Genomic DNA, 13,067 nt, shown 5'->3' on the forward strand with positions numbered 1-13,067 from the left:
TTTAGTAAACTGATTAGAATAGTTCTATAAATGACTGATGTAAATAATTAAGAAACCCAGCTACCCTTCCCACGGGAAGGTAGCTGGGTTATTAAGGTTGGATGTGCTTATCTATTCAATATTATTTTTATAATTTAGTTTTAATGGACTTTTAAAATCTAGCTCAGCAATTAATACACTTAATAATATGAGTACTGCACCTAAGTAGCCTTTAAATGTGAGCGTTTCACCCGTGAAAAAGAAAGCAAAACCTGCTGAAAAAACAGGTTCCAATGTAAAAATAAGACCTGTATGTGTAGGGCTGGTATATTGCTGTGCAACAACCTGAACAATGAAAGCTATTGCTGTACAAAATATGCTTAAGACTAAGATTGAAAACCATGATTCAACATTGTCAGGAAGTTTTGGAGTTTCCATAAACATTGAGAAAATGAGACTAAATAGGCCAACAAAACCTAGTTGTACTACCCCAAGAGTAATTGAATTAACATGCTTAGTCATTGTCCCAGTAACGATGACATGAACCGCATAAAATAAAGCAGATAAGATACATAATATATCACCATCAGCTATATTTAATTCGTTATTTAACGTTAATAATCCTATTCCTATTATGGTTAATACAATACCTAATACAATTTTTTTTTCAGGTTTTTGCTTTAAAAATACAGATGATAATACTGGAATAAAGATGACTGTGAGCCCCAATAAGAAACCGGCATTAGAAACACTTGTATACTTTGTACCAAAAGTCGCAAAAATATAAACTATAAATAAAATAGAAGCTAAAATAAACGCATATTTTACAGTTTTAAAATCAATTTTGATTAAGTGCTTGTAAAATACTATACCTGATAAAAGAAAAGCAATAATAAATCGTAATGCGATTAAATTATATTCTTCAATGTATTTGAGACTAACCTTTGTAAGTAAGATGGATGCACCCCAAAAAAATGTAACCATTAGTAACAATAAATCAGCCTTTAATTGCATTTTCATCTCTATTCCCCCGTTGTTTATAATTTGTAATTTCATAACCCTTTTACTACTACAAAATTGCCTTTACTCTTACAATAATTAATTTTTATATTTTTTGGTTCCATTTATTTACTTTAAGTGGGGGTCAGGTGAGATACTTGGTGCACGTTGTTTCCAGACAATCTGCATGGAAACATGCAATAAAACTGGAGGATTACACAAGTAATTTAACTTACAACTCGTCGTGTATTAATTAGTTTACCAAGGTATAGCGATAGTTTTCCTTTTCCTATAGTAAACTGCTTTTTCTCTTGAAAATTTCTAGTGTTTTCATTATAATTCGCAATATTAAATTAGTAAAACTCATGTTTTTAATGAAAATCATTAGATTTGCTCATGAAGGAGAAGACTGATTTTGAATATTTCCCAATACGAGGCTTTTTTGAAAACAATTGAACTAGGGAGTTTGACAAAAGCTGCACAGACACTAGGTTACACCCAGTCTGGGATCACTCATATGTTAAATGCATTGGAAAGTGAATTCAGAATGAAGCTTCTGAACCGTGATCGTTCAGGTGCTACTGTTACTTCAGATGGCATGCAACTATTACCATATATTCAGGCCGTATTGAATTGTCAACATAATCTGAATAACAAATTAGACGAGATACATAGATTAGAATCAGGTCTAATCAGAGTTGGAACATTTACTAGTGTGTCAGCACAATGGCTTCCGGGCATGATAAAGAATTTTAGATTGGACTTTCCAAAAATTCAATTTGAATTATTACATGGTACGTATCAAGAAAATGAAAAGTGGCTTATGGATGGGCGGCTAGATTGCGCTTTTGTTCGAGTGCCCGCTAATAAGCAGTTAGAGACGATATATCTAAGAAGAGACCCATTAGTCGTTGTTTTGCCTGAAAATCATCCTCGTGCACATGACGAATTTTTCCCAATCTCAGGTTTATCAAAACATCCATACATAAAACTTGATGAAGGTGACGATGATGAGATATCAGAGATATTTACAATTCATCAAATAGCGCCAAATGTTCAATTTGTCGAAAAAGATGATTATGCAGTTATTGCTATGGTTGAAAAAGGGTTAGGAATTAGTATTTTGCCTGAGCTAGTATTAAAGAATATATCTCGTAAGGTAATATATAAAGAATTAGAAATTCCATCATATAGAGATTTAGGAGTTGCCGTTAAAGACACAACAATGCTTTCAACTTCTGCGCAAATATTTTTAACATATGTGCAAACGTGGATTTCTAAAGAATATTCTTAAAAATCTAATTTTGGTAATATAAGCAGTAGAAATTCCTTGCGTTTCTAATAGCTCCTCCTGCATTTATTTGTGAATTATATAAAAAATTTTATGTTTGATAGTATATTGTAGATATTTATTAAAAGGCGCTTTTCTTGATACCCAAGAGAAATAAGCTAGCAAATAGAAAATATATAATTTCTTATAAAAAACGCTGTGAAAACAGCGTTTTTTTGATGCACTCTTCCTAGTAAAAAACATTTCATTACCCTTAAAGTTCTTATTTAGTCTGAAAGCAATATGAAATAATTGTTAATAAATTTGTAAAGATTTGTAATCTTTTCGTTACTTTTTATTGTAATTCTCTCGTTATAATTAAAAAATCAAAAAGGCTGTCTATCTTATTTATTGGAAAAAGACTTTTGAAAAAATTTTATTGCAAAGTTTTCTTAATAAATTTTGTAACATTTTTTACGAAAAACCAATAAAAGGAATAAACAGTTGGATAAGGAGGTGATATTAAAAGGTTAAATAGAATAGCAAGGTGGATTATTTTTGTAATTAAAATTCAGAAAATTCACAAGAGGCGAAAAACAGTAATATTAAACAAGGGGGTCAATATATGAAAAAGAGATTAAATATTTTCCTGATTGCTCTTTTCTCATTAATGCTAGTATTATCTGGCTGTACAACAACTACTAGTCAATCTACAGCTGAAAAAGATAATAAGGATAAAAAGGATTCATCTGTAGAAGAAACATCTGCTGGAAAGAAAGTCCTTCGTGCAAACAACCATTCCGAGCCAGGAGCTTTACACCCGGGATTAGCTCTAGGATCACATGATTCTTGGATACTTGATCATGTATTCGAAGGCTTAGCAACGAAAGATTCTGATGGGACAATAATACCGGGGATGGCAGAAACTTGGGAAACAAGTGAAGATGGTTTAACATGGACATTCCATTTAAAGGATAGCGTAAATTGGTCAAATGGTGAACCTGTAACTGCTCAAGATTTTGAATATGCCTGGAAATTCGCAATGGATCCAAACTCCGCAGCTACATATGCTTATCAATTCTATTATATAGAAGGTGCCGAAGAGTTTAACAATATTGGGGCAGATGTATTAGCGAAATATAATGAAGAGTTAGAAAAGGCTGAAGAAGAGGGGAAAACACCACCTGAAAAGCCAGTCATTCCTGAAGATCAACTTGGTCCAGCAAGGGACAAAGTTGGGGTAAAAGCTTTAGATGATAAAACTTTAGAGGTAAAGTTGACATCACCTACCGCTTATTTTATTGATTTAATGACTTTCTTCTCATATTACCCAATTAATAAAAAGTTAGCAGAAAGCAATCCTGATTGGTATAAAGAACCATCTAACTATGTTTCTAACGGTGCATTTAAATTAACTGAATGGAAGCATAAAGAAAGTATTACACTTTCAAAAAATGATAAGTATTATGCTGCAGACAAAGTAAAGCTTGATGAAGTTCTTTTATACATCATTGAAGACCAAAATACAGCTTGGCAAATGTATGAAACAGGAGAAATTGATTTATTAGATGACCTTCCTGCTGAAGTTACAGGAATGATGGTTGCAGGAAACCGTGCAGATTTCCACAATGCTGCTGAATTAGCAACTTATTATTATAACTTAAATGCAAAGGTTAAACCTTTTAACAATCCAAAGGTACGTAAAGCATTATCAATGGCAATTGACCGCAAAACAATCACTGAGCATGTTACTCAGGGTGGACAACTTCCAGCTTACGGTGTTGTTCCTCCAGGTATGCCAGATGTTTCTGGTGATTTTAGAGAAAATGGCGGCGCATTATTCGAAGAGAATGTCGAAGAGGCTAAGAAGTTACTTGCTGAAGGATTAGCAGAAGAAGGCTTGACAGAATTCCCAGAAGTAACATTACTGTATAATAATAGCGTTACTCACAAGGGTATTGCTGAAGCAGTTCAAGAAATGTGGCGCAAAAACTTAGGAATTGAAAAGTTACTATTAGAAAACGTAGAATTCCAAGTAAAACTTGACCGTGAAAAATCCGGTGATTACCAGATTAGCCGTGCAGGCTGGATTGGCGATTATGTAGACCCAATGACATACATGGATCTTTGGCTAACTGGCGGCGCAAACAATGATGCCAATTATAGTAACCCAGAGTATGATAAATTAGTAAACAAAGCAAAGGCTTCTATGGATCAAGCAGAACGTATGGAGCTTATGCATAAGGCTGAACAAATGCTTATGAATGAAATGCCAATTATTCCAGTTTACTATTATTCAAGACCGCATGTTTATAAAGAAAACGTAACAGGAATCTATACATTAATTAACAGTGCGCCAGTATTTAAGTTTGCTGACATCCAAAACTAAAAGTTTAATTTAGTTAGTTTGGGTATGCACAATTGTGCATACCCAAACTTTTGAATCTACTAGGACTCTTCACATTTTGTTTGAAAGAAGGGGTTTCATGCTCAGTTTTATCGTAAAACGTCTTCTATGGGGATTAGTCACAATGTGGGCTATTATTACCATAACCTTTATTATTATGCACGCTGTGCCAGGTGATCCATTTGCAAGAGAAGGGACAATGCCTGAGGCAGTCTATCAAAATCTTCGCTCCTTTTATAATTTGGATGAACCATTAATTGTGCAATATGGACTCTACTTAAAACAAGTGGCTCAATTTGATTTTGGTCCATCTTTAAAGTCTAGCACTTTAACGGTTAACGACTATATCGAAAAAGGTTTACCTGTTTCCATGCAACTTGGGCTCCAAGCCTTGCTTGTAGCGATTGTATTAGGGATTATCTTAGGTGTAATTGCTGCCTATAACCGAAACAAATGGCCAGATTATATTGCCATGGTTTTAGCCATTATCGGGATTTCGGTTCCGAGCTTTATCTTAGCGTACGTTCTAATTAATTATGTAGCTGTAGAATGGCGGCTGCTTCCAGTAGCCACTTGGCAAACAATGAAGCACACTATCCTGCCGACAATATCGCTAGCGATGCTGCCGATGGCTTTCATTGCTCGTCTTATGCGTTCTAGCATGTTGGAAGTGTTAAATCAAGATTATATGGTTACAGCTAAATCAAAAGGTTTAAATAGAGGATTAATACTTTTAAAGTATGGTTTAAAAAATGCAATTTTGCCAGTTATTACAGTACTTGGTATTATCGCTGCAAATTTAGTAACAGGAAGTTTTATTATCGAAAGTATTTTTGGTGTTCCCGGAATTGGAGAAATGTTTGTTAAAGGTATCTTTAACCGTGATTACCCTGTTATTTTAGGTTCGACTATTTTTTATAGTGTGTTCTTAATTGGTTTAGTCCTTGTTGTTGATATTGCATATACATTTATTGATCCTAGAATAAAACTAACTGGGGAGAGTAAATAATGGCAAATGAAATGCATATACCAGATGATTTGTTTACCCCTGTAGAGGATAATTTTAAAGAATCGGAAAAAATCGCTAAACCAAGTATCTCGTATTGGAAGGATATTTGGAGACGCTTAAAAGAAAATAAATTGGCCATGTTTGGGCTTATCGTTATTATCTTATTAGTTATATTGGCAATAATTGGCCCATACTTGAGTGGATATACCTACTATGAACAAGATTTTAGCAAAAAGAATTTGAGACCAAATAGTGAACACTGGTTCGGGACTGATACATCCGGTCGTGATATCTTTACACGTGCCTGGTATGGGGCAAGAATTTCCTTATTTATTGGGCTAATGGCGGCTGTCATTGATTTTGCCATGGGTGTCATATATGGCGGTGTTTCAGCAATAAAAGGCGGTAAAGTTGATAATATTATGATGCGCTTTGCAGAAGTCATTTTTGCTATCCCATATTTATTGATGGTTATTTTAATGATGATTGTTTTGGAAAGAGGGATTTGGCCAATCATTATTGCTATGACCATAACAGGATGGATTCCAATGGCCCGCCTAGTCCGTGGACAAGTTTTACAATTAAAAGAGCTTGACTATGTTCATGCTGCCAGCGCAATGGGTGCGCCAACAAGTTGGAAGCTTTGGAAGCATATGGTACCTAATACGATGGGACCAATATTAGTAAATCTTACATTAACAGTGCCAACCGCAATTTTTGCAGAAGCAACGTTAAGTTTCCTTGGCTTAGGTATTCCTGCTCCGGAAGCTAGCTGGGGAACAATGGCAAGTGATGCGGTAGGCAGTATTTTAGTAGGCAACTTCTATCAATTAGCAATTCCGGCTCTATTAATCTCGCTTACAATGTTAGCCTTTAATGTACTTGGTGATGGTTTAAGAGATGCGCTTGATCCTAAATTGAGAAAATAAAACAATTGTGAGGTGAGAAAAGTGACTAATAGTCTGTTACAGATAGAAAATTTGCATGTAAGCTTTCATACTTTTGCTGGAGAGGTAAAAGCGGTAAGAGGCGTTAACTTTACAGTGAACAAAGGGGAAGCGGTTGCAATTGTCGGAGAGTCAGGGTGTGGAAAGAGTGTTACAGCCAAGAGCATTATGAAATTGCTCCCCACTCCGCCTACTGAATACAAATCAGGAAAAATCTTATTTAATGGTCAAAATCTTCTAGAGGCTAAGGAACCAGAGATGAAAAAGCTTCGCGGGAATAAAATCAGCATGATTTTTCAGGACCCTATGTCATCCCTTAATCCCACTAGTAAAATTGGAGACCAATTAACAGAAGGATTAATGAAACATAAAAAATTATCACGAACTGCAGCACTTCAGCATGCCGTTCACCTATTAGAAAGAGTCGGTATTCCTCAAGCGAAAAGCCGTCTTAACCATTATCCGCATGAATTTTCTGGTGGAATGCGGCAAAGGGTGATGATTGCCATGGCTTTAGCTTGTGATCCAGAGCTTATTATTGCAGATGAACCGACAACTGCATTAGATGTAACGATTCAGGCTCAAATTTTAAATTTAATGAAACGTCTTCAAAAAGAGACAAATACTTCTATTATATTAATCACACATGATTTAGGAGTTGTAGCCGAAGTCTGCGATAAAGTAATCGTTATGTATGCAGGGGAAGTGGTAGAAGCTGGTACTGTTGAAGAAATTTTCCGAAACCCAACACATCCATATACAAAAGGTTTAATGAAATCTATTCCTCGTTTAGATATGGACAGAGGCGAAAGATTATTTTCAATTATAGGTAGTCCACCTGACTTATTAGAACCACCTAAAGGTTGTTCGTTCTTCCCAAGATGTGAATATGCTATGAAGGTCTGTAAAGACATTCATCCTGCCTTAGAAAATATTAATGGCACACAACAATCAGCATGCTGGCTCCACCATCCTAAGGCACAAGCTGCAGCAGCTAAGGCGCAGGAGGTTAAGCAATGACAGTAACAACAAAACAAACAGGTCAACCACTTTTAAAGATCAAAAATTTAAAGAAATATTATAATGTTGGAGGCAGGCAGCTTAAAGCTGTAAATGATGTCAGCCTCGATATCTATCCGGGAGAAACCATAGGCTTAGTAGGAGAAAGTGGCTGCGGAAAGTCAACTGCTGGGAAAACGATTATTCGTCTTCATGAGCCAACCTCAGGCGAAGTGTTATTTAATGGAGAAAATGTCTTCAAATTAAAGGGGCGTTCCCTTAATAAATTGAAGAAAGATATGCAAATTATTTTTCAGGATCCGTATTCCTCTTTAAATCCTAGAATGACCGTAGAGGATCTTATTGGAGAACCAATAGATTTGCACAAGCTTGCTAGAGGAAAAGAACGCAGGGAGCGAATCATCGAGCTATTAGAATTAGTTGGTCTTAAAGCGGAACATATCAACCGTTTCCCACATGAATTCAGTGGCGGGCAGCGTCAAAGAATAGGAATTGCACGTGCTCTAGCTTTGAATCCAAAATTTATTGTTTGCGACGAGCCCATTTCTGCTCTGGATGTTTCGATTCAGGCACAGGTTGTTAACTTATTGAAAGACCTCCAAGATAAGATGAATTTAACCTATCTGTTTATAGCTCATGATCTATCAATGGTCAAATATATTTCAGATCGTATTTTAGTAATGTACTTGGGAAATATGGTGGAATTGGCTGATAGTGACTCTTTGTATCAAGAACCGCTGCACCCTTACACACAGGCCCTTTTATCAGCAGTACCGATTCCAGATCCTTTTGTGGAACGTGAAAGAATTGTTTTAGAAGGAGAGGTACCAAGCCCATTAGACCCTCCAAGCGGATGCGTATTCCGTACAAGATGCCATTATGCAACTGATCTTTGCTCCTCAAAAGCCCCAGAATGGCGTGAAGTCAAGAAAGGGCACTATACTGCTTGTCACTTATACAATGAAGAAGTTTAAGCCCTGTCTGATGACAGGGCTTTTTTGAAAAATAGTGAATAACCTTTTTTACACCTCCGGACTTAATTTTCACCTCATACTAAAGTTGTATAATTCTAATTAAATGTTAAGCCCAAATCTGTATTTGAATACCCCATTTTCTGATTTACGATGGTAATATACGAGGAGGGAATTTATTATGAAAATTAACCAAGTTGAGATTTTTATTTCGAATTATCAAGAAACGGTTTCATTCTATAAAGATATTTTGGAATTTGTATGTATATTCGAAACAGCTGATATGACAAGCTTTCAAGTTAGCAGCAGCATTTTAACTTTACATAAAGATGAGACACATTCCTATTATTATCACTTTGCATTCAATATTCCGCCTAATCTTTTTAAATCGGCAAAAAATTGGATTCAGGAAAGATGGCCATTACTAACTGAAGATGACTCAGACGAGATACACTTAACTGGATCAAAAGCAAATTCATTTTACTTCGAGGATCCAGCTGGAAACATTGTTGAATATATTGCTAGATATGAAACGATCACTGAATCATTAGAAGAGTGCTTTCAATCAAATCTTGTATTAGGTATAAGTGAAATTGGTTTATCTACGAGCGACATAAAAAAATATGTTGAGGAAATCTTAGCTTTAGGCATACCGACACGAAATGATGAGCCTATCTCATACGAAAAATATTTGAACTTTATGGGTGAATTTGAAGATGGGGAGTTTATAATTGTCGGCCCAGAAGGAAGAAGATGGATCTTCTCTGATAAGGTAGGAATCCCATCACCAGTCATTATTAAAACAAATCATGGTACAATAAAAAACTTTTGAATAAGCTGAACTCACTCTGAAAATAGTTTTAATAAAAAGAATCAAGTAAAGTACGATATGCACTTATTCTTGGTTCTTTTTTGTGAGGATCCAGATTTTGAACTTGGCTTTTATGTTCGAACACGATTGGAGCGGAAGAAATATTGCGGGCAAAAAATAAAGATATGAAAAACCCTTGCAGTGCAAGGGTTTGAGTTTAATGGAGCATAGGGGGCTCGAACCCCTGACCTCTACGCTGCCAGCGTAGCGCTCTCCCAGCTGAGCTAATGCCCCGATTTATGGATACACAAAAAATTATACCGTCAATCGGGGCATTTGGCAAGAAGGAAATGATAATAAACTGAATAATGAGTAAACATACTACTGCAAACTTTCTATTTCAACACTCCTCACTCCACTTAATTCAGAGACACTGTAATAGACATCGGTAATACTTTTCTTCTTATTTACAGTCACGATCAGTTGAACAAGGTGCTTTCTTTCATCTAAATCTTTAATTCGAATTCGTTTAATAGAAATCTTTAATTCTTTAATCGCTGAAAGAATTTCAGCAATGTTTTCTTTTTCGGTAACTTTAAGATGAAGAGTAATTTCTTTTTCTCGTAGTGGTCTTGGACCAAAAAGAGCCATAAAAAAAGGAATTACCTCAACACTTATGATAAGTAAAGCTACTCCTGCCATGGCTTCAAGGTAGAAGCCTGCACCCACAGCGATCCCTACTCCAGCTGCTCCCCATATTAACGCTGCAGTGGTTAATCCGGATATACTATCATTCCCTCTACGCAAAATAACGCCTGCTCCTAAAAAACCAATGCCTGAAACGATTTGTGCAGCTAGGCGAAGCGGATCCATTTGAATATTAACGTCATGTTTTCCTGGGAATATGTATGCTGATTTAATAGATACAATTGTTAGCAAACAACTTACAATTGAAATAACAAGGCTGGTTTTGAGGCCAACGGGTTTCCTTTTTAGTTCACGTTCTATCCCGATTACAAGACCGAGAACAGCTGATATTCCCAATTTTATTAATATATCTAATTCTATTTCGCTCATAATGTTCCCCCTCCCATTTAGTTTTTTGTTTTGAAAAGGGAGAAGAGCACCTTAGACTCTACTGCTAAGTAACATCGGCTCTCTTTTCACCACTTCATGTTTAATTTTATACCCTAAATCTTTCAAGTGAAGAATATAATTAAAATTATAGCGAAAGTAGTTCTTAGGATGTATTATAGGATGTGGTTAAAATATTATATTAATAAAATAAGGAGAACTAATATGTCAGACACAAAAATAAATCCTTATGTGGCTCTTGCGATAGGTGTATTTTCGGTCTCAACATCTGCCATTCTGGTAAAAGTTTCATCAGCCCCATCTGGAGTTATTGCTTTTTATCGGTTATTTTTCTCAGTATTGATTATGCTGCCTGTATTCCTAATAAAGTATGTTCCCGAACTTCGTCTTATTACTAGGCGGGATTGGTTATTTTCTATAATTGCTGGCGTATTCCTCGCCTTTCATTTTATCCTCTGGTTTGAATCACTGAATTACACATCTGTGGCAAGTTCAACTGTATTAGTTACTCTGCAGCCATTGTTTGCTTTTTTAGGAACATATTTTTTCTTTAAAGAAAAGTTCTCGATTAAGGCAATTATCAGCAGTCTTATTGCTGTCACTGGAAGTGTAGTAATCAGCTGGGGAGATTTTAAGATCAGCGGCTCTGCTTTATTTGGTGATATTTTAGCGTTAATAGCATGTGCATTAGTAACAACCTATTTACTATTCGGTCAGACCGTTAGAAAAAGATTGTCTCTCATTACCTACACTTTTGTGGTTTATAGTATTAGCACAATTACACTGTTTATCTATGTACTAATTAAGCAGGAACCGTTACTCCCATATGGTACGAGTGATTGGGTTTATTTCATCTTATTAGCTGTTTTTCCTACTTTACTTGGCCACACGATCTTTAATTGGTCATTAAAATGGTTAAGCACTTCTACTATTTCAATGGCGATTCTATTTGAACCAGTAGGTGCAGCAATATTAGCCTATTATCTTTTACAAGAGTCTGTTATTTGGTCCCAGCTAGTAGGAGGAGGCATTATTATTTTAGGAGTGTCCTTATTTCTATTAGATGAACGAAAGATGAGTATTAAGGCAATAAAGAAAAAGACAATCTCTGAACAATAATTATTGTATAATGTAAGTAAATGACAATAATTAGGGGAGAATATCATGGGATTTAATAATGCTTTTGCAGAATTTCCACAATTAGAAACAAAACGAATTACTTTGAGGAAGCTTCAACTAAATGATGCTCCTAGTATGTTTGATTATTTTTCCAAAGATGAAGTTACGAAATATTATGATCTAGAAACCTTCACTTCTATAAAACAAGCCGAGGATTTAATTGAAAGGCTGCTTTTTAGGTATGAAAATAAAAAACAAATACGGTGGGCGATCGTTTGGAAGGAAACTGGCCAATTTATTGGCACATGCGGATTCCATGCTATTGAAGAAGAACATTGGAAGGCAGAAATCGGGTATGAGCTCCATCCTGATTTCTGGGGAAAAGGCATTATGTCGGAAGTTATTAATTCTGTTATTCAATATGGTTTTAATGAGATTGGGTTAAATCGTATTGAGGCATTCTATGATCCAGAAAATATTTCATCAGCGAGAGTCCTAGAAAAAAACGGATTTGAATATGAAGGATTATTAAAGAAACGTTTTTTTGAAAAAGGGAAATTTGTGGATGGAGCAATTGCAGCGATAATAAATGAAAATAAGTAGTATTAATCCCCCAGGTTTGGAATGGGGGATTTCATTTTATATAAATAGATAAGTAAAGGCTGAAAATAAAAAACTGCATGTTACAGTAAAAATAAAAGTTCCTCCATATACTTTTTCATCTGAGTTTGCGATTCGTATTCCTTCTATATATGAATATGAAAAAAGGAAGATTGCCATAAAAACTGATAAGTATAATGCAACGGTCTGCAGAATAATCCACACCTTTCAGTAGTTAATAGAGGTAATAGATGATATGAAAGATTTATCTGAAATATGACAATGCCGAATATATTTAAGTTTTGTATATAACATCATAGAAATTAATTGATTATGTGGATAGAGTGGATAATATTACATGTAGGTTGTTAATAAGTTGTATGAACAAGGATTATAAAAGTGTGGGAATTGTGGATAAAGCTGTGGATTTGTGAAGAAGGTTTAAATTAGCATATTAAATCTTTCAAAAGTACTATCTATTACATTAAGAATACATAATCTGTGTTAAGGAATATAAATAAAACTTTACTATTAGATATTATTAGATATCGAAAATAAAAAACAAGAAAAAAATATAAAAATTATATTGCAAACATAAAATGAACATGTTATATTAGAAAACGTCCTCAAGAAATAACTTTTCAGATGAAAAAGTTTTTAGAAAAAGTTATTGACTAATAATGAGGCGATGTGTTATATTAATAAAGTCGCTTCCGAGCGAAAAGATAGTTCTTTGAAAACTGAACGAACAAAAACGTCAACGTTTTAGTCTTTTTATCAAAAAGACATTATGAGCTAATCAACTCACTTTATTGGAGAGTTTGATCCTGGCTCAGGACG

At 35.0% G+C, this 13,067-nt stretch carries 11 protein-coding genes and 1 tRNA gene; 9 read left to right on the forward strand and 3 right to left on the reverse strand.

What is annotated here, in order from left to right:
- Positions 1–111: 111 nt before the first annotated feature.
- Positions 112–999, reverse strand: a complete 888-nt coding sequence (locus H0173_RS20930) for a DMT family transporter (protein ID WP_221848724.1) — start codon at positions 997–999, stop codon at positions 112–114.
- A 394-nt stretch (positions 1,000–1,393) separates the two neighbouring features.
- Between H0173_RS20930 and H0173_RS20935 the strand changes: the two genes are divergently transcribed.
- The 7 genes from H0173_RS20935 to H0173_RS20965 all read left to right on the forward strand — a co-directional run bounded on the left by H0173_RS20935 (position 1,394) and on the right by H0173_RS20965 (position 9,434).
- Positions 1,394–2,272 carry a LysR family transcriptional regulator gene (locus H0173_RS20935; RefSeq protein WP_221848725.1) on the forward strand — a complete coding sequence of 293 codons (879 nt, stop codon included), beginning with the start codon at positions 1,394–1,396 and terminating at the stop codon, positions 2,270–2,272.
- Between the two features lie 601 nt (positions 2,273–2,873).
- Positions 2,874–4,637: a peptide ABC transporter substrate-binding protein gene (locus H0173_RS20940; protein WP_221848726.1), complete on the forward strand. Its 1,764-nt coding sequence runs from the start codon at positions 2,874–2,876 to the stop codon at positions 4,635–4,637.
- Between the two features lie 97 nt (positions 4,638–4,734).
- The gene (locus tag H0173_RS20945) at positions 4,735–5,664 is read left to right on the forward strand and encodes an ABC transporter permease (protein WP_221848727.1); all 930 of its coding nucleotides are present in this window, start codon (positions 4,735–4,737) and stop codon (positions 5,662–5,664) included.
- Complete coding sequence (locus H0173_RS20950) at positions 5,664–6,593, forward strand: ABC transporter permease (protein ID WP_221848728.1); 930 nt, start codon at positions 5,664–5,666, stop codon at positions 6,591–6,593. Before H0173_RS20945 ends, H0173_RS20950 begins: the two co-directional genes overlap by 1 nt.
- A gap of 21 nt (positions 6,594–6,614) precedes the next feature.
- The gene (locus tag H0173_RS20955) at positions 6,615–7,631 is read left to right on the forward strand and encodes an ABC transporter ATP-binding protein (RefSeq protein WP_221848729.1); all 1,017 of its coding nucleotides are present in this window, start codon (positions 6,615–6,617) and stop codon (positions 7,629–7,631) included.
- Positions 7,628–8,605, forward strand: a complete 978-nt coding sequence (locus H0173_RS20960; protein ID WP_221848730.1) for an ABC transporter ATP-binding protein — start codon at positions 7,628–7,630, stop codon at positions 8,603–8,605. The genes H0173_RS20955 and H0173_RS20960 overlap by 4 nt, the downstream gene beginning before the upstream one ends.
- A gap of 178 nt (positions 8,606–8,783) precedes the next feature.
- Positions 8,784–9,434, forward strand: a complete 651-nt coding sequence (locus tag H0173_RS20965) for a VOC family protein (RefSeq protein WP_221848731.1) — start codon at positions 8,784–8,786, stop codon at positions 9,432–9,434.
- Between the two features lie 200 nt (positions 9,435–9,634).
- Here the strand turns inward: H0173_RS20965 and H0173_RS20970 are convergent.
- Positions 9,635–9,707, reverse strand: a tRNA-Ala gene (locus H0173_RS20970).
- An 87-nt stretch (positions 9,708–9,794) separates the two neighbouring features.
- Positions 9,795–10,490 (reverse strand): MgtC/SapB family protein, encoded by a 696-nt coding sequence (locus H0173_RS20975; protein WP_221848732.1) that lies wholly within the window; start codon positions 10,488–10,490, stop codon positions 9,795–9,797.
- Between the two features lie 222 nt (positions 10,491–10,712).
- Here H0173_RS20975 and H0173_RS20980 point away from each other — a divergent pair, with 222 nt between their 5' ends.
- A complete protein-coding gene (locus H0173_RS20980; RefSeq protein WP_221848733.1) occupies positions 10,713–11,627 on the forward strand; it encodes a DMT family transporter in 915 nt (304 codons plus the stop codon).
- Between the two features lie 45 nt (positions 11,628–11,672).
- Positions 11,673–12,230 carry a GNAT family N-acetyltransferase gene (locus H0173_RS20985; RefSeq protein WP_221848734.1) on the forward strand — a complete coding sequence of 186 codons (558 nt, stop codon included), beginning with the start codon at positions 11,673–11,675 and terminating at the stop codon, positions 12,228–12,230.
- Positions 12,231–13,067: the final 837 nt, after the last annotated feature.

The sequence above is a fragment of the Bacillus sp. S/N-304-OC-R1 genome, assembly GCF_019749375.1.
Taxonomy (GTDB): Bacteria; Bacillota; Bacilli; order Bacillales; family Cytobacillaceae; genus Cytobacillus.